The organism is Streptomyces sp. NBC_01260, from assembly GCF_036226405.1.
Lineage (GTDB): Bacteria > Actinomycetota > Actinomycetes > Streptomycetales > Streptomycetaceae > Streptomyces > Streptomyces laculatispora.
This window is the reverse complement of record NZ_CP108464.1, coordinates 1,803,313-1,828,379: the sequence shown is the minus strand read 5'-3', so window position 1 is coordinate 1,828,379 and position 25,067 is coordinate 1,803,313. Positions and strand designations below refer to the sequence as shown.

Annotated in this window: 19 protein-coding genes and 1 pseudogene; 15 read left to right on the top strand and 5 right to left on the bottom strand. The window is 70.4% G+C overall.

Annotated elements, in window-relative coordinates:
• Window positions 1-2: 2 nt before the first annotated feature.
• The 4 genes from OG322_RS07955 to OG322_RS07940 all read left to right on the top strand — a co-directional run bounded on the left by OG322_RS07955 (window position 3) and on the right by OG322_RS07940 (window position 6,708).
• Window positions 3-1,895, top strand: a complete 1,893-nt coding sequence (locus tag OG322_RS07955) for an IucA/IucC family protein (protein ID WP_329306250.1) — start codon at window positions 3-5, stop codon at window positions 1,893-1,895.
• 65 nt (window positions 1,896-1,960) lie between these two features.
• Window positions 1,961-2,695 (top strand): GNAT family N-acetyltransferase, encoded by a 735-nt coding sequence (locus OG322_RS07950; RefSeq protein WP_241200245.1) that lies wholly within the window; start codon window positions 1,961-1,963, stop codon window positions 2,693-2,695.
• A 60-nt stretch (window positions 2,696-2,755) separates the two neighbouring features.
• Complete coding sequence (locus OG322_RS07945; RefSeq protein WP_329306249.1) at window positions 2,756-4,687, top strand: IucA/IucC family protein; 1,932 nt, start codon at window positions 2,756-2,758, stop codon at window positions 4,685-4,687.
• Between the two features lie 50 nt (window positions 4,688-4,737).
• Window positions 4,738-6,708, top strand: a complete 1,971-nt coding sequence (locus OG322_RS07940; RefSeq protein ID WP_123462785.1) for an ATP-dependent DNA helicase — start codon at window positions 4,738-4,740, stop codon at window positions 6,706-6,708.
• Between the two features lie 82 nt (window positions 6,709-6,790).
• On the opposite strand, the gene lexA is transcribed toward OG322_RS07940, so the two are convergent.
• On the bottom strand, window positions 6,791-7,585 hold the full coding sequence (gene lexA / locus OG322_RS07935; protein ID WP_123462787.1) for a transcriptional repressor LexA: 795 nt from the start codon (window positions 7,583-7,585) through the stop codon (window positions 6,791-6,793).
• A gap of 520 nt (window positions 7,586-8,105) precedes the next feature.
• Here lexA and nrdR point away from each other — a divergent pair.
• Entirely contained in the window at window positions 8,106-8,618 is a 513-nt protein-coding gene (gene nrdR / locus OG322_RS07930; protein WP_073737717.1) for a transcriptional regulator NrdR, read from the top strand.
• A gap of 159 nt (window positions 8,619-8,777) precedes the next feature.
• Window positions 8,778-11,684 carry a vitamin B12-dependent ribonucleotide reductase gene (locus OG322_RS07925; RefSeq protein WP_123466122.1) on the top strand — a complete coding sequence of 969 codons (2,907 nt, stop codon included), beginning with the start codon at window positions 8,778-8,780 and terminating at the stop codon, window positions 11,682-11,684.
• A 103-nt stretch (window positions 11,685-11,787) separates the two neighbouring features.
• Here OG322_RS07925 and OG322_RS07920 read toward each other — a convergent pair whose 3' ends face one another.
• Together OG322_RS07920 and OG322_RS07915 are read right to left on the bottom strand one after the other, a co-directional pair.
• Entirely contained in the window at window positions 11,788-12,324 is a 537-nt protein-coding gene (locus OG322_RS07920) for a TerD family protein (RefSeq protein ID WP_123462789.1), read from the bottom strand.
• A 129-nt stretch (window positions 12,325-12,453) separates the two neighbouring features.
• Window positions 12,454-12,606: a hypothetical protein gene (locus OG322_RS07915; protein ID WP_164494442.1), complete on the bottom strand. Its 153-nt coding sequence runs from the start codon at window positions 12,604-12,606 to the stop codon at window positions 12,454-12,456.
• A 49-nt stretch (window positions 12,607-12,655) separates the two neighbouring features.
• On the opposite strand from OG322_RS07915, the gene OG322_RS07910 reads away from it, so the two are divergent.
• The 4 genes from OG322_RS07910 to OG322_RS07895 all read left to right on the top strand — a co-directional run bounded on the left by OG322_RS07910 (window position 12,656) and on the right by OG322_RS07895 (window position 16,929).
• Window positions 12,656-13,261 carry a YdbC family protein gene (locus OG322_RS07910; RefSeq protein WP_124285387.1) on the top strand — a complete coding sequence of 202 codons (606 nt, stop codon included), beginning with the start codon at window positions 12,656-12,658 and terminating at the stop codon, window positions 13,259-13,261.
• Window positions 13,262-13,354: 93 nt separating this feature from the next.
• Entirely contained in the window at window positions 13,355-14,014 is a 660-nt protein-coding gene (locus OG322_RS07905) for a histidine phosphatase family protein (RefSeq protein ID WP_123462794.1), read from the top strand.
• Between the two features lie 10 nt (window positions 14,015-14,024).
• A complete protein-coding gene (locus tag OG322_RS07900) occupies window positions 14,025-14,921 on the top strand; it encodes an ADP-ribosylglycohydrolase family protein (protein ID WP_124285388.1) in 897 nt (298 codons plus the stop codon).
• Window positions 14,922-15,117: 196 nt separating this feature from the next.
• Complete coding sequence (locus OG322_RS07895; protein ID WP_329306248.1) at window positions 15,118-16,929, top strand: DUF4153 domain-containing protein; 1,812 nt, start codon at window positions 15,118-15,120, stop codon at window positions 16,927-16,929.
• A gap of 119 nt (window positions 16,930-17,048) precedes the next feature.
• On the opposite strand, the pseudogene OG322_RS07890 reads toward OG322_RS07895, so the two are convergent.
• Window positions 17,049-17,873: pseudogene (locus OG322_RS07890) on the bottom strand (MFS transporter); the annotation flags it as partial.
• 239 nt (window positions 17,874-18,112) lie between these two features.
• On the opposite strand from OG322_RS07890, the gene OG322_RS07885 reads away from it, so the two are divergent.
• From OG322_RS07885 to OG322_RS07875, 3 genes are all read left to right on the top strand, one after another.
• Window positions 18,113-18,793 (top strand): TetR/AcrR family transcriptional regulator, encoded by a 681-nt coding sequence (locus OG322_RS07885; protein WP_123462798.1) that lies wholly within the window; start codon window positions 18,113-18,115, stop codon window positions 18,791-18,793.
• A gap of 77 nt (window positions 18,794-18,870) precedes the next feature.
• On the top strand, window positions 18,871-19,581 hold the full coding sequence (locus OG322_RS07880) for a ribonuclease HII (protein WP_123462800.1): 711 nt from the start codon (window positions 18,871-18,873) through the stop codon (window positions 19,579-19,581).
• Between the two features lie 60 nt (window positions 19,582-19,641).
• Window positions 19,642-20,262 carry a hypothetical protein gene (locus tag OG322_RS07875; protein WP_329306247.1) on the top strand — a complete coding sequence of 207 codons (621 nt, stop codon included), beginning with the start codon at window positions 19,642-19,644 and terminating at the stop codon, window positions 20,260-20,262.
• A gap of 64 nt (window positions 20,263-20,326) precedes the next feature.
• On the opposite strand, the gene OG322_RS07870 is transcribed toward OG322_RS07875, so the two are convergent.
• Complete coding sequence (locus OG322_RS07870; protein ID WP_123462804.1) at window positions 20,327-20,953, bottom strand: hypothetical protein; 627 nt, start codon at window positions 20,951-20,953, stop codon at window positions 20,327-20,329.
• Window positions 20,954-21,399: 446 nt separating this feature from the next.
• Between OG322_RS07870 and OG322_RS07865 the strand changes: the two genes are divergently transcribed.
• Window positions 21,400-23,559 (top strand): RecQ family ATP-dependent DNA helicase, encoded by a 2,160-nt coding sequence (locus tag OG322_RS07865; protein WP_329306246.1) that lies wholly within the window; start codon window positions 21,400-21,402, stop codon window positions 23,557-23,559.
• 105 nt (window positions 23,560-23,664) lie between these two features.
• A complete protein-coding gene (locus OG322_RS07860; RefSeq protein WP_123462808.1) occupies window positions 23,665-24,978 on the top strand; it encodes a DUF4192 domain-containing protein in 1,314 nt (437 codons plus the stop codon).
• The last annotated feature ends 89 nt before the right edge of the window (window positions 24,979-25,067 follow it).

Below are 25,067 nucleotides of genomic sequence, written 5' to 3'. Positions count from 1 at the left end.
CCGTGAACCCCACCCCCACGCCCGAGGCCGACGGCCCTCCCTCCACCCACCACCGCGCAGAGGCCGGAACAACCGGCCACCTCGCTGTCGAATCGACGACCGTGCCGCGCCAGAAGGAGATGCCGCACGGTCAGTGGTACGCCTCCCTGGCCACGCCCGCCTGCCCGGCACCGGCCGCCGACCCCCTGGACCACCCGGACCCGCTCCGGGCCGCGGATGCCGCCGGCATCGAGAACCTGCTGCGCTGCTGGGTCCGCGAATGCGACTTGCCCCGCCCGGAGGGGGAGACCCTCCGCATTCCGCTGCCCGCGAGCGGAACCGCCCTGCTCGTCCCCCTCCGCCACTGGTCGGCCACGGGCTGGCACCGCTTCGGCGCACCCGTCCTGGAACAGGCACCCGACGGGGCGCCCACCACGGACGCCGTCACCGTCGCCGCTCTCCTGGGCCGCGAGGCCGACCACAACGAGGGTGCCGACATGGTCGCCAGGGTGGCCGACTCGGTACGGCGAACCGCCGGGTTCATCGACGGGCAACGCCGCCGCCCCACTGCTCCCGCCGAGGCCGACCTCTTCCTTACCGCGGAGCAGTCACTTCTCCTCGGACATCCTCTCCACCCCTCTCCCAAAAGCCGCGAAGGTCTCTCCGACTCCGAATCCCGCCTCTACTCACCCGAGTCGCACGGCTCCTTCCGCCTCCACTGGATGGCCGTCGACCGGTCCGTACTGGCAGCCGACTCCGCATGGACCGACCAGGGCCGTCCGGTGCCGGCGACGGAACTCGTGGCCCGGCACGCCGAAGGACTGCGATTCCCCGAGCACACCGCGCTGATTCCGCTCCACCCCTGGCAGGCCCGGGAACTGGGGAACCGGCCCGAGGTCGCCGCTCTGCTCGACGTCGGACTCGTGCACGATCTGGGGCCGTACGGCGCGCGTTGGCACCCCACCTCGTCGGTGCGCACCGTGCAACGGCCCGGCGTCGACACCATGCTGAAGCTCTCGCTCGGCCTGCGCATCACCAACTCCCGTCGCGAGAACCTCCGTAAGGAACTCCACCGGGGGGTGGAGGTCCACCGTCTGCTGCGCAGCGGACTCGCCACCCAGTTGCACCTGGCCCAACCCGGCTTCGACATCGTCCGGGACCCCGCCTGGCTCGCGGTCGACACCCCGGACGGCGAGCCCGTCCACGGCTTCGACGTCATGCTGCGCCACAACCCGTTCGACCGGCACGACGACGCGGTCTGCATCGCCGGGCTCACCGCGCCGCGCCCCTGGCCGGACCGGGCGGGTATGCACTCACGCCTCGCCGAAATCGTCCGCCGGCTCGCCACCGGCACCGGACGGACCACGACCGCCGTCGCCGCCGAGTGGTTCCTGCGCTACCTGGACCGTGTCGTCCGGCCGGTGCTCTGGCTCGACGCACACGCCGGGGTCGCCCTCGAAGCCCACCAGCAGAACACCCTGGTCATGCTCGACGCAGAAGGCTGGCCGGTCGGCGGCCGCTACCGCGACAATCAGGGCTACTACTTCCGCGAGTCACACCGCGCGGCACTTGAGCGCAGGCTCCCCGGCATCGGATCGGTCAGCGACACCTTCGTCTCCGATGCCGTCACCGACGAGCGCTTCGCGTACTACCTCGGCATCAACAACGTGTTCGGACTGATCGGAGCGTTCGGTGCCCAGCAGCTCGCCGACGAACACATGCTCCTCGCCGCCTTCCGCCGGTTCCTGGGAGCGGCCACCGGGCTGGGATCCCCCCTCCCGGCGCATCTGCTGGAAACGCCGCGCCTGCGCTGCAAGGCCAACATGCTGACCCGGCTGCACGGCCTCGATGAACTCGTCGGCCCCGTCGACACCCAGTCCGTCTACGTCACCATCACCAACCCGCTCTGCGGCTGACGGAATCCCGCAGGGTGCCCGACGGAACCCCGCCGTCCGAAATGCTGAGAGAGGAGAGCATCACCGTGCCGCCCACCGATGCGCACGCCGGCCCCGGTACCGGCCCTGCCCCCCAGGCCGGTACGGGTGCCGAGGACACACTGGATCTACAGCTCGCCGATGAGCTCCTCGCGTTCCTGGCGCCGGACACACCCGGCACACCCGTGACCGAGCACGGCGCGGGCGTCTGCGAGCTGCTCGACCGGCCGGCCGAGTGGAAGCCCGTCACCACGCCGGCCGGAGTGTTCCAGCTCGTTCCCGTACGGCTGGAGCGCGACCTCGCGGTGATCAGCCGCTGGATGAACGACCCGGCCGTCGCGGCTTTCTGGGAACTCGACGGAGCCGCATCCGTCACAGCGGAGCATCTGATGCCCCAACTCGACGGCGACGGACGCAGCCTCCCCTGTCTGGGGGTGCTGTCAGGGGTCCCCATGAGCTATTGGGAGATCTACCGCGCCGACCTGGACCCGTTGGCGCGCCATTACCCCGCCCGCCCGCATGACACCGGAATCCACCTCCTCATCGGTGAAGTGAACAGCCGCGGCCACGGAGTCGGCACCACGCTGCTCCGGGCCGCCTCCGACCTCGTGCTCGACAACCGGCCCCTGTGCACACGAGTCGTCGCCGAACCGGATCTCCGCAACACCCCTTCCGTCTCCGCCTTTCTCAGCGCCGGATTCCGCTTCTTCGCGGAGGTCGAACTCCCGGACAAGCGGGCCGCGCTGATGATCCGCGACCGAGCCCACCGTGCCCAGCTGTGAACCATCCGCCGCCTTCTCCACACCGCTCGAACCCCATCGGTTCCGTCCCGAGGAGTGCCCGTGCCCAAATACCCTGTGAGCCATGAATCAGCGGAGTCGCCCGCGCAACTCAGCACTCCAGAACTGAACCGGGCGGTGTGGGACCGAGCCGCCGCCCGGATGCTTGCGAAGATGCTCGGCGAATTCGCCTACGAGGAAGTCATCCAGCCGGTTCCGCGATCCGCCGGGGGCGATGCGTACACCCTCGTGCTGGACGACGGCGGAAGCCTGACCTTCACCGCCGGGCGGGGGGTCTACGGCAGCTGGCGGGTCGGCCCCGACTCGATCCGTGAGGCGACCACCGCCGAGACCGAGGCGGACGCACTCGGTGCGCCCCCGGCCGATCCACCCGCCGCACCCGGTCCCGACGCACCCGCCGAGCACACCGGCCGGCCCCGGGACCGCGTCCCCGCCGGCGTCCCCTTCCGCGACCCGCTGCTCTTCCTCGCCCGCGCCCGCCGTCTCCTCGGGCTCGACGGCGCCACCCTCGGCCACCTCGTCCGCGAGCTCACCACCACGCTCACCGCCGACGCCCGCCTCGACCACAGCGCGCTCGCCGTCGCCGAGCTGGCCGACCTCGACTACGCGGAACTCGAAGGACACCAGACCGGCCACCCCTGGATCGTCGCCAACAAAGGGCGGCTCGGATTCTCCGCCACCGACGCGTCCCGCTTCACCCCCGAGGCCCGCAAGCCGGTCAGGCTGCCCTGGATCGCGGTCTCCTCCCGGATCGCCGCCTACCGGGGCGTGCCCTCGCTCGCCACCGCCGAGCAGCTCTACGCCCAGGAGCTCGACGCCGAGGTCCGCGAGTCCTTCGCCGCCGCCCTCCGTGCCCGAGGCCTCGACCCCGACGGCTACTACTGTCTGCCCGTCCACCCCTGGCAATGGGACGAATGGATCGTTCCGCTGTTCGCCCCGGCCATCGCCGCGGGCGACATCGTCCCGCTGCACGCCGACCCGGACCTGCGGCTGCCGCAGCAGTCCATCCGCACCTTCGTCAACCTGGAGCGGCCCGACCGGCACACCGTCAAACTGCCGTTGTCGATCCTCAACACGCTGGTCTGGCGCGGACTCCCGACCGAACGCACCCTCGCGGCCCCCGCCGTCACCGGCTGGGTCCAGGGGCTGCGCGACAGCGATCCCTTCCTGCGTGACACCTGCGGCGTCATCCTGCTCGGCGAGGTGGCATCGGTCACGGTCGAGCACCCGCTGTACGACCACCTCCCCGAGACGCCGTACCAGTTCAAGGAGATCCTCGGCGCGATCTGGCGTGAGCCCCTCCTCCCGCGTCTGGCGCCCGGCGAGCGCGCCCGCACCCTCGCCTCACTGCTGCTCACCGACCCCCAGGGCCGTGCCTTCACCGCCGAGCTGGTCGCCCGCTCGGGACTGCCCCCCGCCGTGTGGCTGACCCGGCTCTTCGCCGCGCTCCTTCCGCCGCTGCTGCACTTCCTCTACCGCTACGGCACCGTGTTCTCGCCGCACGGTGAGAACGCCATCGTCGTCTTCGACGGCCAGGACGTGCCCGTCCGTCTGGCGATCAAGGACTTCGTGGACGACGTGAACATCAGCGCCCGGCCGCTGCCGGAGCACGACACCATGCCGCACGACGTACGCCGCGTCCTGCTCACCGAGGAGCCCGCCTTCCTCACCCAGTTCATCCACTCGGGGCTCTTCACCGGCGTCTTCCGCTTCCTCTCCCCGCTCTGCGAGGAGCAGCTGGGCGTCCCGGAGGCCGAATTCTGGTCACTCGTCCGGGCGGAGATCCTGCGCCACCACGCCCGCTTTCCCGAGCTGAAGGACAGGTTCGAGATGTTCGACATGCTGACGCCGCGCATCGAACGCCTCTGCCTGAACCGCAACCGCCTGCATCTGGACGGCTACCGGGACCGACCCGAGCGACCGCACGCGGCGGTCCACGGCACGGTGCCCAACCCGCTCCACCCCTCCGCGTGAGGCCGGGAGTGATCGCCGCTGTCAGTGGCGCCCCGTAGGCTGGTCGGGCTATGACGAAGCCATCCCTCCCCGAGCTCCTGCACGCCGCCGTGACCGCCGTCGGCGGTACGGAGCGGCCCGGTCAGGCCGCCATGGCCGACGCCGTCGCCGTGGCCGTAGACGACCATTCCCACCTGCTCGTCCAGGCCGGTACCGGCACGGGCAAATCGCTCGGCTACCTGGTGCCCGCCCTGGCGCACGGCGAGCGCGTCGTGGTGGCCACGGCGACCCTGGCCCTCCAGCGACAGCTGGTGGAGCGGGACCTGCCGCGTACGGTCGACGCCCTGCATCCGCTGCTGCGCCGCCGTCCTCAGTTCGCGATGCTCAAGGGCCGGTCGAACTACCTCTGCCTGCATCGCCTCCACGAAGGAGTGCCGCAGGAGGAGGAAGAGGGGCTCTTCGACCAGTTCGAGGCCGCGGCCCCGTCGAGCAAGCTCGGTCAGGACCTGCTGCGGATGCGGGACTGGGCGGACGAGACGGAGACCGGCGACCGTGACGACCTCACCCCGGGTGTCTCCGACCGCGCCTGGGCGCAGATCTCCGTCTCCTCGCGCGAGTGCCTGGGCGCCAGCAAGTGCGCGTACGGGGCGGAGTGCTTCGCCGAACAGGCCCGTGAGCGGGCGAAGCTCGCCGATGTGGTGGTCACCAACCACGCGCTCCTGGCCATCGACGCCATCGAGGGCGCCCCGGTGCTCCCGCAGCACGAGGTGCTGATCGTCGATGAGGCCCATGAGCTGGTCTCCAGGGTCACCGGCGTGGCCACCGGCGAGCTCACTCCCGGCCAGGTCGGCCGCGCGGTGCGCCGCGCGGCGAAGCTGGTCAACGAGAAGGCCGCCGACGCGCTGCAGAGCGCGTCGGAAGGTTTCGAGCGCGTGATGGAGCTGGCGCTTCCCGGCCGTCTGGAGGAGGTGCCGGAGGATCTGGGCTACGCGCTGATGGCCCTGCGCGACGCGGCACGTACGGTGATTTCCGCCCTGGGCTCCACCCGGGACAAGTCCGTCCAGGACGAGGACGCCGTCCGCAAGCAGGCACTGGCCTCGGTGGAGACCATCCACGGTGTCGCCGAACGCATCACGCAGGGGTCCGAGTACGACGTCGTCTGGTACGAACGCCATGACCGCTTCGGTGCCTCCGTACGGGTCGCCCCGCTCTCCGTCTCCGGACTGCTGCGCGAGAAGCTCTTCACCGACCGCTCCGTCGTACTCACCTCGGCCACGCTGAAGCTCGGCGGCGATTTCAACGGGGTGGGCGCGTCACTCGGGCTCGCCCCCGAGGGCACCGCCGGTGACGACATCCCGCAGTGGAAGGGGCTCGACGTCGGCTCGCCCTTCGACTACCCGAAGCAGGGAATCCTGTACGTCGCCCGGCATCTGGCGACACCCGGCCGGGAGGGCTCCCGTACCGACATGCTGGACGAGCTCGCCGAGCTGGTGGAGGCCGCAGGCGGCCGCACACTGGGGCTGTTCTCCTCCATGCGGGCCGCCCAGGCGGCCGCCGAGGAGCTGCGGGGCCGGCTGGAGAGGCCGATCCTGCTCCAGGGCGAGGAGACGCTGGGGGAGCTGATCAAGAATTTCGCGGCCTCCCCGGAGACCTGCCTCTTCGGCACGCTCTCGCTCTGGCAGGGTGTGGACGTCCCCGGGGCGAGCTGTCAGCTGGTGGTCATGGACCGGATTCCGTTCCCCCGACCCGACGACCCGCTGATGAGCGCGCGCCAGAAGGCGGTCGAGGAAGCGGGGGGCAACGGCTTCATGGCGGTCGCGGCGACACACGCCGCGCTGCTGATGGCGCAGGGCGCCGGCCGACTCGTCCGTGCCACAGGCGACAAGGGCGTCGTCGCGGTGCTCGACCCGCGCCTCGCCAATGCCCGGTACGGGAGCTATCTGCGCGCCTCGCTCCCCGACTTCTGGTACACGACCGACCGCAACCAGACGCGTCGCTCGCTCGCCGCGATCGACGCCGCCGCGAAGGCCGAGGAGAAGTAGTTCCGTACGGGGCCGGGTCGCACGGACGGGGCCCCGGGATCGGCTGTACCGATCCCGGGGCCCCGTCGGAGCAGGCGAGACGTCACACCCGCCGCAGCACCGCCACGACCTTGCCGAGGATGGTCGCCTCGTCGCCGGGGATCGGCTGGTACGCGGAGTTGTGGGGGAGCAGCCAGACATGACCGTCCTCCCGCTTGAAGCGCTTGACCGTGGCCTCGCCCTCCAGCATCGCCGCCACGATGTCGCCGTTCTCCGCCACGGGCTGGCGGCGGACGGTGACCCAGTCCCCGTCGCAGATCGCCGCTTCGATCATCGAGTCGCCGACGACCTTCAGTACGAAGAGCTCTCCGTCACCGACCAGCTGGCGGGGGAGCGGAAAGACGTCCTCGACGGATTCCTCGGCGAGGATCGGGCCACCGGCCGCGATCCGGCCGACCAGCGGCACATAGGAGGCCGCCGGCTTCCCCGTGGTGTCCGTGGGCTGTGTGCTGGGCTGATCCGAACCGCGCACCTCGTACGCCCGGGGGCGGTGAGGGTCGCGGCGAAGGAATCCCTTGCGCTCCAGAGCCATGAGCTGATGCGCGACGGAGGACGTACTGGAAAGGCCCACCGCCTGACCGATCTCCCGCATCGACGGGGGGTATCCCCGCCGCTGCACGGAGTCCCGGATGACCTCGATCACTCGCCGCTGCCGGTCCGTGAGCCCGGAGCTGTCCGCTCGGATTCCAGGAGGTCGCCCGGGCAGCGAGCGCGCTGGGCGCGCGGGCTCCGGTCCCTCCGTGTTCGTGACTGAGTCATTCATGGCATGCACCGGCTCGAGTCGGCTCTGGGAGCGGTCCTGGGCAGTGATGATGGCACTGTCTGCGGTGGTGGTCACGTCGGCCCCTCTCGAATGGTCTCCCTAGCTGCACAACGGTAGTAGCTTTCGAAAGGTTGCGCCAAACACACGTTCGAGTGAAAAACAAATAAAAGCCTGTTGGGCGTTCATTGCTGGGTGTATGAGCGAAGCCGGGGTGTGTGCCGCCCGCCGTCGGGTCGAACGGCAATTCGGACCATTACGGTAGCGTTCGCGGCCGCGGCGGCGCCGCGCGGGGGCGCCGTCCGGTCTTCCTCGCGCCCCGGAAGCCGCCGCCCCGCAATGAGTGGAGCCGCGCGCTTCCCGTACCCTCGTGCTCGGTCGTACGCTGCCTTCCGGCCGTCCGTGACGCGCGACACGCGCTAGGGCCAAATGCGCGGCCAAACCCAATATCTAGTGGTTCGATTGTTCCAGCCGCCCAGAAGTTGTGGTCCCCGTCCTTTGGGGGTGCGGTCATCGCCTATGCTTGAGACTGCTTCGAAGGCCCCTCGCGGGGCCTGAAGAGGCCATTCAGTCGTGCTGTGAAGGAGGGTTGGGAGCTATGCACTGCCCCTTCTGCAGGCACCCCGACAGCAGGGTCGTCGACAGTCGCACCACCGACGACGGGACCTCGATCCGCCGGCGCCGTCAGTGCCCCGACTGCTCCCGCCGTTTCACGACGGTGGAGACCTGCTCGCTCATGGTGGTGAAGCGCAGCGGCGTGACCGAGCCCTTCAGCCGCACCAAGGTCATCTCCGGGGTGCGCAAGGCGTGCCAGGGGCGGCCGGTCACCGAGGACGCCCTCGCCAAACTCGGCCAGCGGGTCGAGGAGGCGGTGCGTGCCACCGGCAGCGCCGAGCTGACCACGCACGACGTGGGGCTGGCCATTCTCGGCCCCCTGCAGGAACTCGACCTGGTCGCGTACCTGCGGTTCGCATCCGTGTACCGGGCGTTCAACAGTCTCGAGGACTTCGAGGCCGCCATCGTGGAACTCCGCGAGCAGCGGCCTCCCGTAGAAGGATGCGGGACCGGCGAGACCCTTGAGGTCCCCGTTCCCGCCGTCGCCGCCGACTGAGCGGCGCAGGCCGATCGTCGCCGGTCCGCGGACCGGCGGCCGAGCGGCACACAGACCTGCTCCGGATGCCCTGCGCGGCGTCCGAAGTACCAGACACACACTGTGCTCGGGGAAGTTCTCGGCACTTCAGGGCGTTTTTGCCCACATATGGGAGGCGGCATGACAGAGACGGCGAGCGGCCCGGCACGAGGTTCCCGCAACAAGGGAACCAAGTCGACTGCGACCAAGCAGGGCCTGCGTATCGAGCGCATTCACACCACCCCCGGCGTGCATCCGTACGACGAGGTGGCGTGGGAGCGCCGTGACGTCGTCATGACCAACTGGCGCGACGGTTCGATCAACTTCGAGCAGCGTGGCGTCGAGTTCCCCGACTTCTGGTCGGTGAACGCGGTCAACATCGTCACCAGCAAGTACTTCCGCGGGGCCGTAGGCACCCCGCAGCGCGAGACCGGTCTGCGACAGCTCATCGACCGGATCGTGAAGACCTACCGGAAGGCCGGTGAGGACTTCGACTACTTCGCCTCTCCGGCGGACGCGGAGATCTTCGAGCACGAGCTGGCGTACGCCCTCCTGCACCAGATCTTCAGCTTCAACTCGCCGGTCTGGTTCAACGTGGGCACGCCCCAGCCGCAGCAGGTCTCCGCCTGCTTCATCCTGGCCGTCGACGACTCCATGGAGTCGATCCTCGACTGGTACAAGGAAGAGGGGATGATCTTCAAGGGCGGCTCGGGCGCCGGCCTGAACCTCTCCCGCATCCGCTCCTCCAAGGAGCTCCTCTCCTCCGGCGGCAACGCCTCCGGTCCGGTCTCCTTCATGCGCGGCGCCGACGCGTCCGCCGGAACGATCAAGTCCGGTGGCGCCACCCGCCGTGCGGCCAAGATGGTCATCCTCGACGTCGACCACCCCGACATCGAGAACTTCATCGAGACCAAGGTGAAGGAGGAGGAGAAGATCCGCGCCCTGCGTGACGCGGGCTTCGACATGGATCTGGGCGGCGACGACATCACGTCCGTCCAGTACCAGAACGCCAACAACTCGGTCCGGGTGAACGACGAGTTCATGAAGGCCGTCGAGGCCGGGGGGAAGTTCGGGCTTCGTGCCCGGATGACCGGTGACGTCATCGAAGAGGTCGAGGCCAAGTCCCTCTTCCGCAAGATGGCCGAGGCCGCCTGGGCCTGTGCCGACCCCGGCATCCAGTACGACGACACGATCAACCAGTGGCACACCTGCCCCGAGTCCGGCCGGATCAACGGCTCGAACCCGTGCAGCGAGTACATGCACCTGGACAACACCTCGTGCAACCTGGCCTCGCTGAACCTGATGAAGTTCCTCAAGGACGACGGCAAGGGCAACCAGTCCTTCGAGTCCGAGCGCTTCGCCAAGGTCGTCGAGCTGGTCATCACCGCGATGGACATCTCCATCTGCTTCGCCGACTTCCCGACCCAGAAGATCGGTGAGAACACCCGCGCGTTCCGCCAGCTGGGCATCGGTTACGCCAACCTCGGCGCCCTGCTGATGGCGACCGGCCACGCGTACGACAGCGACGGCGGCCGCGCGCTCGCCGGCGCCATCACCTCGCTGATGACCGGCACCTCCTACCGTCGCTCCGCGGAGCTGGCGGCGGTCGTCGGCCCGTACGACGGTTACGCCCGTAACGCCGAGCCGCACCAGCGCGTCATGAAGCAGCACTCCGACGCCAACGCCGTGGCCGTCCACGCGGACGACCTCGACAACCAGATCTGGGCCGCCGCCACGGAGGCCTGGCAGGACGTCATCCGCCTCGGCGCGAAGAACGGTTTCCGCAACGCGCAGGCCTCGGTCATCGCGCCCACCGGCACCATCGGTCTCGCGATGTCCTGCGACACCACCGGCCTGGAGCCCGACCTCGCCCTGGTCAAGTTCAAGAAGCTGGTCGGCGGCGGCTCGATGCAGATCGTCAACGGCACCGTGCCGCAGGCCCTGCGCCGCATGGGCTACCAGGAGGAGCAGATCGAGGCGGTCGTCGCCCACATCGCCGAGAACGGCAATGTGATCGACGCGCCCGGCCTGAAGCCGGAGCACTACGAGGTCTTCGACTGCGCGATGGGCGAGCGTTCCATCTCCGCGATGGGTCACGTGCGCATGATGGCGGCCATCCAGCCGTGGATCTCCGGCGCGCTCTCCAAGACGGTGAACCTGCCGGAGACGGCCACCGTCGAGGACGTCGAAGAGGTCTACTTCGAGGCGTGGAAGATGGGCGTCAAGGCGCTCGCGATCTACCGCGACAACTGCAAGGTCGGCCAGCCCCTCTCCGCGAAGACCAAGGAGAAGGAGAAGGCGGCGGTCACCGCCAAGGCCGAGGACACCATCCGTACCGCGGTCGAGAAGGTCGTCGAGTACCGCCCGGTCCGCAAGCGTCTGCCCAAGGGCCGTCCCGGTATCACCACCTCCTTCACGGTGGGCGGCGCCGAGGGCTACATGACCGCCAACTCCTACCCGGACGACGGTCTCGGTGAGGTCTTCCTGAAGATGTCCAAGCAGGGTTCGACCCTCGCGGGCATGATGGACGCCTTCTCCATCGCCGTCTCGGTCGGTCTGCAGTACGGCGTCCCGCTGGAGACGTACGTCTCGAAGTTCACCAACATGCGCTTCGAGCCGGCCGGTATGACGGACGACCCGGACGTGCGGATGGCGCAGTCGATCGTCGACTACATCTTCCGTCGCCTGGCGCTCGACTTCCTGCCGTTCGAGACCCGCTCGGCACTCGGCATCCACTCGGCCGACGAGCGTCAGCGCCACCTCGACACCGGCTCGTACGAGGCCTCGCTGGACGACGAGGATCTGGACGTCGAGAGCCTGGCCCAGTCCGCCCCCGTGCGGACGCCGGAACCGCTGAAGGCGGTCGCCCCCGTGCGGGAGGCCGAGAAGCCGGACCCGAAGACGGCTCACACCTCGGCGGAACTCGTCGAGATGCAGCTGGGCATCAGCGCGGACGCCCCGCTCTGCTTCTCCTGCGGTACGAAGATGCAGCGCGCCGGATCCTGCTACATCTGCGAGGGCTGCGGCTCGACCAGCGGTTGCAGCTGATCCCGGCGGCATGAGGCACCACGGCTGAGCCGCGCACAGCGGCCGGCCAAGGGGCGGGAAGGTCTCCTCGGAGACCTTCCCGCCCCTTCCCGTATCCCGAGCCTCACGCTCCGGGCGGGCGGCTTCCCATCGTCGCGGCGAACGAGTCGGCGTCCCCGTCGAAGCCCCGTACCGTGTCGTGGAACCGCCAGACGCCCGAGGAGTCCCGGACGAACTCGGCGACGACGGCCGCCGTCGCGGCGCCGACCGCCGAGAAATCGTCCTCGGCCAGGCTGTCGTACCCCTCGCGGACCTGCACCGCGGTGTTCTCCACGGCGTCGAAGGTCTTGTGGCCGTCGCGCTGCTGGATGGCCACACCGACGATGACCCGGGCGTACGACTCCGACAGCCGGTCCAGTTCCAGCGTCATCACCTCGTCGTATCCCAGCCCCTGACCGGTCCGGCTGTCCCGGTTGAGCGTGATGGTGCCGTCCGGGGCGCGGCTGTCGAAGTGCACGAGGTACACGGGGCTGCCGTACGGCTCCTCGGTCGAGTAGGTTGCCGCGATTATGTCGAGGTCATTGGGGGATTCGCCTTGAGAACTGGGGTCCCATTTGAGCCTGACCTCGACCTTCTCGATGTCCTTGTTGGGCGTGCTCATCGGACTTCCCTCCTTCGCGCGCGGGGCCGTCGCTCCGGTTCCATTACCCGATCATGTCCGTAACTGTCCGTGAAACCAACCGGCTTGGCCACGGGCGGCGGAATCGGGCCACCGCTCGAACCGGGTGCCTCAGTGCGGAATCCGCTGCGGGAAGTACGTCTGGTGGAGGGCCGTTCCGGGCGTGATGAGGGCGAGTTCGGGCGCGAGCCAGGAGTCGAGGGGGAGCCCTTCGAGGGCGCTGAAGGACGGATTGGCGAACTGCGCAGGCTCGTTCCGGTGCACTACGGCAGAGCGTGGCCCATGCCACGTCCGACACCCGTACGATGGGGCCGTGCTGGTCAAGTGGATTCGCTGCAATGTGGTCGACCGTCGCGGTTTCGAGCGGGGGCAGCGGAAGTGGGCGGGGCTGCTGGGGGAGCCGGGGTTCAGGGGGCAGGGCGGCGGCTGGAGCCGTGGCCGGCCGGAGGTGGCCCATGTCTTCGCGTTCTGGGAGAACCGGGTCTTCTACGACTCCTTCATGGCACGCGGGCACGACGCCCTGGCCGCCGCGCAGTCGGGTACCTGCAACGACATACAGGTCAAGCTGTTCGAGTACCGCTTCGACGTGAAGACCGGATTCGAACCCGGGTTCACCGACGCGGACGTGCTCAGGGTGGCGCACAGCAAGGTGCACGAGGACCGGGTCGAGCACTTCGCGCTGATGCAGCAGCGGGTGTGGAATCCGGCGATGGCCGGATCGCCCGGGATGCTGCGAGGAGTGTTCGGAGAGGCGCCGGGCCATGAGTTCCTGGTCCTTTCCATGTGGCAGTCGAGCGCCGAACGCGGCAAGTACCGGGCGGGGAGTGTCGAACGGCTCTCGCAGCGGGCGCAGACCGAGGACGACGTCGCGGCGCTCTCCGGGGACGTGGTGCAGCTCGAACCGTCGTGGACGGTGTGAGCGGACCAGGCGTCGGAGTCCCGCCCGCGACATGCGACGGGTCGGGATCCGGACAATTGCTCGAACGGTGGCGACTCGATCTAGGGTCGGTACATGGCAAGACCGCAACGCATTGTCCTCGTCCGTCACGGCGAGTCCGAGGGCAATGCCGATGACACTGTGTACGAGCGTGAGCCCGACCACGCGCTGAGGCTTACCGCGACAGGGCTGCGGCAGGCTCGCGAGGCGGGGGTGCGGCTGCGCGAGCTCTTCGACGGCGAGCGGGTCAGTGTGTACGTCTCGCCCTACCGCCGTACGCACGAGACGTTCAGGTCCCTCGGCCTCGACCTGGAACGCGTGCGGGTGCGGGAGGAGCCGCGGCTGCGCGAGCAGGACTGGGGGAACTGGCAGGAACGGGATGACGTCAGGCTGCAGAAGGCGTACCGGGATGCCTACGGGCACTTCTTCTACCGCTTCGCGCAGGGCGAGTCCGGAGCGGATGTGTACGACCGGGTGGGCGCCTTCCTGGAGAGCCTGCACCGGAGTTTCGAGGCCCCGGACCACCCGCCGAACGTCCTGCTGGTCACACACGGTCTGACCATGCGGCTGTTCTGTATGCGCTGGTTCCACTGGTCCGTGGCGGAATTCGAGTCTCTCTCGAACCCGGGCAACGGTGAGACCCGCACGCTGGTGCTCGGCAAGGACGGGCGCTACACACTTGACCGGCCGTTCGAGCGCTGGCGTACCCCTGAGCCGTACGGCATCACCGGATAGAGTGGGAGCGATGACCGAATCGGCTTCCGACCAGCGCTTCGAACGCGCCCTTGCCAGCCTGCGCGGCCTCTCCGTGGGAGACGCTCTGGGCTCCCAGTTCTTTGTGCCCGCCAACTATCCGCTCCTGAAGGACCGTGCCCTGCCCCCGGGGCCCTGGCAGTGGACCGACGACACGGAAATGGCCTGTTCGGTCCTGTCCGTGCTCCGGGGGCACGACCGCATCGACCAGGACGCGCTCGCCCGCTCCTTCGCGGTGCACCACGATTTCGACCGGGGCTACGGTCCTGCCGTGAACCGCCTGCTCAGGCTGGTCCGGGAGGGCGGGGACTGGCGGGAGCTGGCTTCCGCGCTGTTCAACGGCCAGGGGTCGTGGGGCAACGGCTCGTCGATGCGCATCGCACCGCTCGGTGCCTGGTACGCGGACGACCCCGAGCAGGCCACGCACCAGGCCGAGATCTCCTCGTACCCGACCCACCAGCACCGGGAAGCCGTCGTGGGCGCGATGGCCGTGGCGGCGGCCGCCTCGCTCGCGGCGTCGCCCGCCGGCCCGCCGAAGCCGGCGGACCTCCTCGACGGCGTCATCGCGCTCGTACCGCGCAGCGCGGTCGGTGCCGGACTGCGCCGGGCGCGCGACATGCTCGACTACCGCGACGCCGGCACGGTCGCCGCGGTCCTCGGCAACGGCCGTCGTACCAGCGCGCACGACACCGTCCCGTTCGCCCTCTGGTCCGCGGCCCGCAGCCTCGGCGACTTCGAGCAGGCCTTCTGGGTGACCGCACAGGCGGGCGGAGATGTCGACACGACCTGCGCGATCGTCGGCGGAGTGGTCGCGGCGGGCACGGCGGGCGCGCCACCTGCGGACTGGACGGCCAGGACGGAGCAGCTTCCCGGCTGGCTGGCCCGGTAGGAATCGGCGCGCCGTACCCGAGTGTCACGGTACTGCCACAGCGCTTCCCCGTTCGGTCGACGCCGGTAACGGGGGGTTACTCTTTCGGCCACGCCGCCCTCGGTGATCATTACGACGGGTGCGCACCGAATGAGATGCCGGGGGGCCGCGCGCTGCCCAGGGCTCGCGTGGGCGGACCTCGGTGGGGAGGGGTCCCATGTCCGATCACAGATCAGAACCACCCCGGCCTGGGCATGCATCGGGGTCGCCGGAGCCGGCGGATCCGCCCGGAGCGTCCGGGGCGGGGGCGCCCGGGACGGGGCCGGCCAAAGCACAGCTGTCCAAGCCCGCGCAGGTGCCCGCGCAGGCCGGCACGCCGACTCCCGCCGTCCCGGACGAGCGCGACACCGTGCCGGAGCCTTTGAAGGTGCCGAAGTACGCGCAGCAGGCCCATCCGCAGCCGCCGCCCGCTCCCTGGGGACACAACGCCAAGCGGACGCCCTCGGAGCTCACGCGGATCCGCCCCGCCGAACCGGGGGTCATCCCCGTAGCCACTCTCTGGTCCGTGCTGGCCACCGCGCTGCTCAGCGCCCTGCTGCTCGGTGACGGAATCGGTCCGAACCTGCTCGTCGTGGCGGTGCCCGCGGCCCTCGCGGCGCACTTCGCCGCACGGGCGGCCGGTCGCCGGCTGCGCCCGTGGACCGCTGTCTGGGCGGTCGGCGGCCTCTCGCTCCTCGTCGTCCCGGCACTCCGGGACGCGGGCTGGCCGGTCTTCCTCGCCGTCGTGTCCGCCGTGGCGGTGGGCTCGCTCGCGCTGCACGGCAGTCGTGGCTGGCTCGGGATCTTCCTCGGTTCGCTGGGACTCCTGACGTCCGTCGCCGGATCGCTGGGCTGGTGCGCCCATGGCGTACGCGACCGGATGGCGGACTCCCGGGGCCGCTGGGGTGTCGTGTTCCGTTCCACGGCCGTGGCGATTGTGCTGCTCATCGTGTTCGGAGCGCTCTTCGCGAGCGCCGATGCCGCGTTCGCCGACGTACTCGGCAGCCTGATGCCCGATGTGTCGCTGAGCGAAGGCCCGTGGCGGCTGTTCCTCGGCGTGATCGGGCTCCTGGGTGCGCTCGCCGCCGCGTACACTGCCGCCGCTCCGGTGCGCTGGGACGGGGTGGCCGTGCCTCCCGGCACAGCACGCGGGCGGCTGGAATGGGCGCTGCCGCTGATTGTCCTGAATCTGCTCTTCGCCGTCTTCCTCGCCATTCAGGTCACGGTGCTGCTCGGCGGATACGGCAAGGTGATGGCCGAAACCGAGCTCAGTGACCAGTACGCCCAGTACGCCCGCGAGGGCTTCTGGCAGCTCCTCTGGGCCACCCTGCTCACACTTGTGGTCATCGCGCTCGCGCTGCGCTGGGCGCCTCGCGGCGGAGCACGCGACCGTACGCTCGTGAGGGCCGTGCTCGGCACGCTGTGTCTGCTGACCCTTGTGGTCGTCGCCTCCGCACTGCGGCGCATGGATCTGTACGTCGAGGCCTACGGTCTGACCCGGCTGCGTATCTCCGTGGCGGCGGTGGAGCTCTGGCTCGGTGTGGTCCTCGTGCTGATCATGGCGGCGGGGGTGTTCGGCGCCAAGCTGCTTCCGCGCGCCGTCGCGGCGAGTGCGGCCGTCGGGGTGCTGGCCTTCGGGCTGGTCTCGCCGGACGGCCTGATCGCGGAACAGAACGTCCACCGCTACCGCCAGGGTCACTCGATCGACATCCAGTACCTCCGTGGCCTCTCCGCCGATGCGGTGCCGGCTCTGGACACCTTGCGCGAGCCGCTCCGCTCCTGCGCCCTTCAGGAGATCCAGCGGACGCTGAGGAGCTCGGACACACCCTGGTACGCGACGAGTTGGGGCGAGGCGCGGGCCCGGGACATTCTCGGCGACTGGGATCCCGGTGTGCGGGCGCGCGACTGCCAGGGCTTGGGGCCGGGCGATGGAGGGAGCGGACGAGGCGACGACGGGGGCGACTCGTACGACCCGTACGACCCGTACTGAGCTGTACTGCCTGTACTGATCCGTACGCCCTGTTTGGATCCGTACGCCTCTGCTGATCCACGCGGGCCTGTCCGGCGGACCGGGGCCGGACAGGCCCCGTCCGCATGGACAGCTGTGCGTTACACGGCCGGCCCTCCCGCCGACGCCTTGCCGCTCAGCGCGTCCAGATCGCTCTTGCGCACACGGATCACCAGCGCCGCGGTGAGCAGGGCGAGGGCCGCCATGGCAACCGCCGCGATGAATGCGGTCGAGATGCCCTGGGCGAGCACCTGGTGCCCCCAGCTCCCCGGCAGCTCCCGGGTCCTGGCGAACTCCGCCTTCTGTCCGGGCGACGCCTTCGCCAGGAACCGCGGAACCTGCTTCTCCGCCTCGTTGCGGCTTGCCGTGCCGAAGACCGTGACCAGGATCGAGAGTCCCAGCGAACCGCCCACCTGCTGGCTCGCGTTGAGCAGGCTGGACGCCGCCCCCGCCTCGTGCTGGGCGACGCCGGAGACCGCGGTGAGAGTGAGCGTCACGAAGTTCAGTCCCATGCCGAAGCCGAACAGCAGCATCGGTCCCAGCACCCCCGACAGATAGGAGCTGTAGGAGGATATGAGCGTGAGCCAGCCGAGGCCCGCACCGGTGAGCGCCGAGCCGGTGACCATGAAGGGCTTCGGTCCGAGCACCGGAAGGAACCGCTGCGAGAGTCCGGCCCCGGCGGCGATCGCGACGGCTACGGGCAGGAACGCCAGGCCTGATTCGATCGGGCTGTAGGCCAGTACGTTCTGCACGAACAGCACGATGAAGAAGAACATGCCGAGCATGGCCGCGGCCAGGCTGAGCATGATCACGTACGTTCCGGAGCGGTTGCGGTCGGCGAACATCCGCAGCGGGGTGATCGGCTCCCTGGCGCGCATCTCGATGAGGACGAACGAGGCGAGCAGTACGACTGCGGCGCCGAAGGCGGATTCAACCGGTCGTCGCAACACCTCGATCCCGCAACGGTAGTGAGTCCCCTCCAGTGAACGCAAGCGTTCACTGGATCCGCTGTTGCCCGGTCCCGTCCGCAACCGCCGTCCCGGCCGGGGACTGCTCGGTCCCGTCCGGCCCCACGCACCGCCCTGTCCCGCTGTGCCCCTCCCGGTCCGAGTGCCGGTCGGGCCGGTGCGGGTGCGGCGAACCTGTTTTCGATGGAGAGAAGCTCATGGATACTTCGCGATCGGCGGCCGCCGCCCGGCCGCCGGTGGTGTCCCTCCGCCGCCGAGGCCCCGTGCTGGAGCGCGCGATCCTCGAAGCCGCACTGGAGCGGCTGAGTACGGTCGGCTGGAACGGGCTCACGATGGAGGGGGTCGCCGCGGGCGCCCAGACCGGGAAGGCGGCGATCTACCGGCGATGGCCCTCCAAGGAGGATCTGGTCGCCGACGCGTTGCGCTGCGCGCTGCCGGCGATCGGCGATGCGCCCGACTCCGGCAACATCCGTGACGACCTCTACCAGCTGTGCCGGACGCTGCGTGACGGCATGCTCTCCAAGTCCGGCACCGCACTGCGGTCGGTCCTTCACGAGTGTGATGCGAGCACGGCCGAACGGTTTCAGTCGGTGATCCTCAACGGTGTGATCGGGCCGTCGACCGATCTCATCAGGGAAGTGGTGAGCCGTGGGGTCGACCGGGGTGAGGTTCGCCCCGATGCCTTGCGCGGGCTGGCCTTCGACGTGATCCCCGCGATGATGATGTGTCGCAGCAAGGTGTGCGGCAGCGAATGGAACGACGGCGACATCGCCGAGCTGATCGATCAGGCAGGTCGCGATGCCGTTCTTCCGCTCCGGCGCCCGCTGACCGTCCTCGCCGGACGCCGCTCGGGGCCCCTGGCGGCGACACCGTCATGATCCGCCCCGGACGGCGGCGGCCGGCGGGTGCCCCGGGGTGTTCTCGGCGGCCGCATCGGCGTACGCTTGCTGGCGCCATGCCGTATGAACCACCCACGCACACCGTCGAGCGCTCACTGCGCGCCACCACCGGTGCCAGGACCGTCGCCGGTGTCGACGAGGTCGGGCGCGGAGCGTGGGCGGGTCCGGTCACCGTGTGTGCGGCCGTCACCGGTCTCCGTAAGCCGCCCGCCGGGCTCACCGACTCCAAGCTGATCAGCCCCAAGCGCCGCGCCGAACTCGCGCCGCTGCTGGAGCGATGGGTCACCGCCTACGGCCTCGGTGACGCTTCCGCGCAGGAGATCGACGAGCTCGGGATGACCGCCGCTCTCCGGCTCGCGGCCGTCCGCGCCCTGGAGGCGCTGCCGGTGCGTCCGGACGCGGTGATCCTCGACGGCAAGCACGACTACCTGGGACACCCCTGGCAGGTCCGTACCGTGATCAAGGGCGACCAGTCCTGCATCGCGGTGGCGGCGGCCTCGGTGATCGCGAAGGTCCGCAGGGACAAGGTGATGGCCGAACTCGGCGCGGAATCCGGTGAGTACGAGGACTTCGCGTTCGGTGCCAATGCCGGTTACCCGTCCCCCGTGCACAGGGCCGCACTGGAGGAGCGGGGTCCCACGGCCCACCACCGCCTCTCGTGGTCCTACCTCGACGCGCTGCCCAGGTGGCAGCACCTCAAGAAGGTCCGCTTCTCCGCCGAGGCGGCCGCACTGGAAAGCGGGGGCCAGCTCGGCTTCGACTTCTGATCGCACACGCGTGCCCACCCGCCGATGTCTTGTACGTCGGCGTTTGATAGACAATCACCCATGCCTCTCATCCCCGAGGAGCCTCAGATTCACGAGAGCGCCCAGGGTCCCCGCGCGACTTCGGCCACCGGCCGTACCGCGTCGACCCCTCGTCCCGTACCCGGCCCGCGTACAGCGGCCATGCCGCGCCCCGGTCGTCCGGGTCCCGGCCCCGCGAGGCCAGCGCCCCCGGCGCAGCGCCCGCACCCCACCTCCGGCCGGCCCCAGGCCGCTCCGCCGGAGAATCGTTCCTCGCCGCAGCTCCAGCTGATCCCCGCCTCGGCCGACGGCGCGCTCGTCGCCGCCGACGAGGCGGTGGACCTGCTGCTCGACTCCGGTCGGGCACCCGGCGACATCCTGGTGCTCACCACGGGTGAGCAGCACCCGTGGGCGACGCACGAGCTGTCCTTCGGTGAGGCCGCCTACTGGGCCCAACACGAAGCCGGCGACGATGTGTTCTTCGCCGGAGCCGCAGCCGCGGACCGGCTGAAGTCCCGGCCGGTGGTGATCGTCGCGGTCAACGGTGCCGTGGACGACGCCGCCGCTCAGGCGCTGTCCACCGCGAAGCGCAGCGCCGGAGCCCTGCTGATCGTCTGCGGTGACCCGCAGCCGGTCAACGCGGTGTTCGGCGCGGACGTCTGACCGCAGCGCGAGCCGGCCTGTGGTGACCCGGCTGCCCGTAGGGGCGGCCGGGCCCACGACCGGGTCAGCGGGCCGCGCTGCGGTGCAGAGCCTGGGCCGCCCCACCGCCGGTGCGCGACGGAGCCTGCTCCTGGTCCAGCGCGTCGGCGAGAGCGGCCGGCTGCGAGGTGGAGCTGGGGCGGCGACCGCCTCGTCCTTCGCCCAGCACCTGCCAGCCGCCGCGAGTCAGCGTGATGTACGCGCCGCACCTGAGGCCGTGCAGGGTGCAGGCGTCCCGCAGCCCCCACATCCACGCCCCGTCCTCCTCCGTCCAGCGCTCGTCGCCCTCACGGCAGTAGAGAAGTACCGCGGTACGGACGGGTGTGCGGCGGCGCAGATCGTGCGGGATGACCCGGCGCAGATGCGCCAGCAGTGAGTTGCGGAATTCCCAGCCGTCCGCCGTCACCGAGCGGCGGGCGAACGAGGCACTGGCCGTCAGGCGTTCCTCGTGATCGAGCACGGCGACGACGGCGGTCGCCGGAGCCGGCCGGTGTCTGGCGTGCAGGCCGCTGACAACCTCGCGCGGGTTGCGCAGCAGCGGTATGCCCGCCGCGGCCCACTCGGCCGGTTCGAGTATCCGGGCAAGGCGGTTGGCGGAGTCGGCGGCTGCCGACATCGAAGTGGCTGCGGACGGAGCGAATCCGAAGGTCACGGTCCTCCCTTCGCATACGCGCCCACGATGCGGGCAGGGTCGGGTGAGGGCGCGCCGCGGCACAGCCCTTCCGGGCCGCGAAAGAAACTGTGCGGGGAGCGAGTCCAATTCTTCCTGGCGCATCGGCAGGCGGCAACGAGCAATCGGCGCAGCTGACGGTAATCAGCTGGAATGACACGGATATCCCTGCCCAATCAGGCCCCGGATGACGCCACCTGTCACGCCTGAACAGCGAGGATCAGCGGAAACGCAGCGCCTGTTCCGGCCCGCCGCAGCTCCGGGGGCAGCTGGGGATACGGCATGCCCCGGTCCGCGACCCACGGCCCCTGAGCGCGACGCTCACGACGGTGCGACCCGGCGGCCGCGTGGTGCGTGCGTGCCCTGTGAGTCGGTTGTCACGCGAGGTGAAGTGGTCGATTGTCCGTGCCATCGGGTTGCATGGGGGCATGGACAACCTGGAGCTCCGCACTGAAGCCGATGCCATCCTCGCTGAGCTCGTCGGTGACCCCGGGGGTTCGGCACGGCTGCGGGAGGACCAGTGGCAGGCGGTGTCGGCTCTGGTGCAGGAGCACCGTCGCGCGCTGGTGGTGCAGCGGACCGGCTGGGGCAAGTCGGCTGTGTATTTCGTGGCCACCGCTCTGTTGCGGCGGCGTGGCTCGGGACCCACGGTGATCATTTCGCCGCTCCTGGCGCTGATGCGTAACCAGGTCGAGTCGGCGGTGCGGGCCGGAATCCAGGCACGCACCATCAACTCGGCCAACCCGGAGGAGTGGGAAACGATCTACGGGGAAGTGGAGCGCGGCGAGACCGACGTTCTCCTTGTGAGCCCGGAACGGCTCAACTCCGTGGATTTTCGCGATCAGGTGCTGCCGAAGCTCGCGGCCACGACCGGTCTGCTGGTGGTCGACGAGGCGCACTGCATCTCCGACTGGGGGCACGACTTCCGGCCTGACTACCGTCGGCTGCGCACCATGCTCGCGGAGCTGCCGGCGGGGGTGCCGGTGCTGGCCACGACCGCGACCGCGAACGCCCGGGTGACAGCGGATGTGGCCGAGCAGTTGGGCACGGGGAGCGGTGACGCCCTGGTTCTGCGGGGGCCGCTGGACCGGGCGAGCCTTCGGCTGGGCGTGCTGGAGCTGCCGGACGCGGCTCACCGGCTGGCGTGGCTGGGGGAGCGGCTGGGGGATCTGCAGGGTTCGGGAATCATCTACACGCTGACCGTGGCGGCAGCGGAAGAGGTCGCGGCGTTCCTGCGGCAGCGCGGGTACCCCGTGGCCTCCTACACCGGGAAGACGGAGAACGCAGACCGGCTGCAGGCCGAGGAGGACCTGCTGGCGAACCGGGTGAAGGCACTGGTGGCGACCTCTGCGCTGGGGATGGGGTTCGACAAACCGGACCTGGGATTCGTGGTGCACCTGGGGTCGCCCTCCTCCCCGATCGCCTACTACCAGCAGGTCGGGCGTGCGGGGCGCGGGGTGGACCATGCGGATGTGCTGTTGCTGCCGGGCCGGGAGGACGAGGCGATCTGGGCGTACTTCGCCTCGGTCGGCTTCCCGCCCGAGGAGCAGGTGCGACGCACCCTCGACGTCCTTGAGCAGGCGGGCCGGCCGCTGTCGCTGCCGGCCCTGGAGCCGTTGGTGGAGCTCCGGCGCTCGCGGCTGGAGTCCATGCTGAAGGTCCTGGACGTGGACGGGGCGGTCAAGCGGGTGAAGGGCGGCTGGACGGCCACCGGGCAGCCGTGGACCTACGACGCGGAGCGGTATGCGTGGGTGGCGCGCCAGCGGAAGGCCGAGCAGCAGGCCATGCGGGACTACGTGGCGACCACGGGGTGCCGGATGGAGTTCTTGCAGCGGCAGCTCGATGACGAGAAGGCCGCCCCCTGCGGTCGCTGCGACACCTGCGCAGGGCCCTGGCTCGATACCGCCGTCTCACCGGGCTCTCTCGCCGGAGCGGCCGGCGAGCTGGACCGCCCGGGGGTGGAGCTGGAGCCGCGCCGCATGTGGCCCACGGGCATGGCGGCGGTCGGCATCGACCTCAAGGGCCGCATCCCCGCAGGCCAGCAGGCGGCCATGGGGCGCGCCCTCGGCAGGTTGTCGGACATCGGCTGGGGCAACCGTCTGCGCCCCCTGCTGGCGGAGCAGGCACCGGACGGGCCGGTCCCGGACGACGTGCTGACCGCCGTCGTGACGGTGGTGGCCGACTGGGCCCGTTCACCGGGCGGCTGGGCCAGTGGTGCCCCTGACGCGGTGGCGCGGCCGGTCGGTATCGTCGCCATGCCCTCCCGCACCCGCCCGCACCTGGTCTCCTCCGTGGCCGAAGGGCTGGCCCGGGTCGGCAGGCTCCCGCTGCTGGGCAGCCTGGCCTACACCGCGCAGGCCGGCGAGTACGCGAGCCACCGCAGCAACTCCGCCCAGCGGCTCCGGGCCCTGGCTGCCTCGTTCACCGTCCCCGACGAACTCGCCGCCGCTCTGGCCGACACCCCCGGCCCGGTCCTGCTCGTCGACGACTACACCGACTCAGGATGGACCCTGGCCGTCGGCGCACGCCTCCTGCGCCAGGGCGGAGCCGGTCAGGTGCTCCCGCTCGTTCTCGCTCAGGCCGGATAGAGCGACCACGACGACCGCTCGCGGCCACAACGGCCGCGCGACCCCCTGTGGATAACTTATCCACAGGGGGTCGCGGATTCTCGCCCGGTACGAGACGGTCATGCCATGAACAAGCACCACGAATCCACCGGCCCGTCCGACGAGCAGCAGATCACCCTGCGAGGTCCGGCCGAGCTGGCCGATGCCCTCCCGTATCTCATGGGATTCCATCCGAACGACAGCGTGGTCATGGTCGCCCTGCACGGTGGCCGGGGCCGCTTCGGCGGGCGGCTCAGGCTCGGCATTCCGCAGTCCGAGCAGGAGTGGCCGTCGGTTGCCGAGCAACTCGCGGAGTGTCTGGTCAAGGGGAGCGAGCGGCGCGGTGGCCGGCCCGACGCGATCGTCGTCTTCCTCTGCCAGGATCCGGCCGAAGGAGAGACCGGCAGCCAGATCATGGAGCGTCTGCGGCCCTTCGCCCAGCGACTGCGCACCGCCTGCGGCGCACTGGATGTGCCCGTGCTCGAAGCGCTCTGCATCTCCGACAGCCGCTACTGGTCCTATTGCTGCCCCGACGCCCGGTGCTGCCCGGTCGACGGCAATCCGCTGGCCGTGCCCGGCACCTCGGTGATGGCGGCCGCAGCGACCTATGCGGGCATTCAAGTACGGGGATCGCTGCGTGAGATGGAGGCGAGGCTGACGCCCCTGACAGCCACGGCGGGTACGGGGCAGCAGCAGGCGCTCGATTCGGCAGGGGCCGCGCTGCTGCCGAAGCTCCTCGACGAGGAGGGCCGCGGGGAGGTCGGCGGCTCGACGCTGAAGCTCGCCCGGCGGCTCATGAAACGCCTCGGGGAGGCGCCGGCGGCGCTGCCCTCGGTGTCCGACCTCAACGACGACCGGCTGATCAGCCACGAGGAGGCCGCCGCGGTGATTCTCGGCCTCCAGGACCGGGAGACCCGCGACAGGGCCGCGGAATGGATGGAAGGGCCCGAGGCGGAGTCCGCGATGAGGCTGTGGCGGGCGCTGGCACGCCGTTGTGTCGCGCCGTACGAGGAGCACGCGGCGGCCCCGCTGACCCTGGCGGGCTGGGTCGCGTGGTCCACCGGTGACGAACCGGCCGCGCGGGTCGCGCTGGGCCTCGCCCTGCGGCTGGATCCCGGATACACCTTCGCCCAGCTCCTGCACGAGGCGTGCAACCAGGGCCTCGATCCGGAGACGCTGCGACGCTGCCTGCGCGGTGAGCGCGCCACACGGACGGTGCGGCGCGGCCACCGTGCGGGACGGGTCGCGGGGGCCCGTTCCGCACGGGCGCGGGCAGCCGTGCGACGCGGGACGCAGACGCGCTCCACCAGGCCCGGAACGGCAACCGGCCCCGCGACCGGCAGGCGTCGCGCCGGACAGTCGCGGACCCAGGGCCGCCGGGGGGCCAGGACCCGCCGATGACGGTGGCACACCGCGAGTAACGGGCTGCGGCTCCCGGGCACCCCGGGCGGCGATGCGGAATCCGGCGACACGGTGAATCCGAGGTGTCG

Bases quoted from the DNA above. Each gene is read 5' to 3' on its own strand.
- OG322_RS07940 (WP_123462785.1), top strand. From the start codon at position 4,738: ATGACGAAGCCATCCCTCCCCGAGCTCCTGCACGCCGCCGTGACCGCC.
- nrdR (WP_073737717.1), top strand. From the start codon at position 8,106: ATGCACTGCCCCTTCTGCAGGCACCCCGACAGCAGGGTCGTCGACAGT.
- OG322_RS07925 (WP_123466122.1), top strand. From the start codon at position 8,778: ATGACAGAGACGGCGAGCGGCCCGGCACGAGGTTCCCGCAACAAGGGA.
- OG322_RS07920 (WP_123462789.1), bottom strand. From the start codon at position 12,324: ATGAGCACGCCCAACAAGGACATCGAGAAGGTCGAGGTCAGGCTCAAA.
- OG322_RS07905 (WP_123462794.1), top strand. From the start codon at position 13,355: ATGGCAAGACCGCAACGCATTGTCCTCGTCCGTCACGGCGAGTCCGAG.
- OG322_RS07900 (WP_124285388.1), top strand. From the start codon at position 14,025: ATGACCGAATCGGCTTCCGACCAGCGCTTCGAACGCGCCCTTGCCAGC.
- OG322_RS07895 (WP_329306248.1), top strand. From the start codon at position 15,118: ATGTCCGATCACAGATCAGAACCACCCCGGCCTGGGCATGCATCGGGG.
- OG322_RS07885 (WP_123462798.1), top strand. From the start codon at position 18,113: ATGGATACTTCGCGATCGGCGGCCGCCGCCCGGCCGCCGGTGGTGTCC.
- OG322_RS07880 (WP_123462800.1), top strand. From the start codon at position 18,871: ATGCCGTATGAACCACCCACGCACACCGTCGAGCGCTCACTGCGCGCC.
- OG322_RS07875 (WP_329306247.1), top strand. From the start codon at position 19,642: ATGCCTCTCATCCCCGAGGAGCCTCAGATTCACGAGAGCGCCCAGGGT.
- OG322_RS07865 (WP_329306246.1), top strand. From the start codon at position 21,400: ATGGACAACCTGGAGCTCCGCACTGAAGCCGATGCCATCCTCGCTGAG.
- OG322_RS07860 (WP_123462808.1), top strand. From the start codon at position 23,665: ATGAACAAGCACCACGAATCCACCGGCCCGTCCGACGAGCAGCAGATC.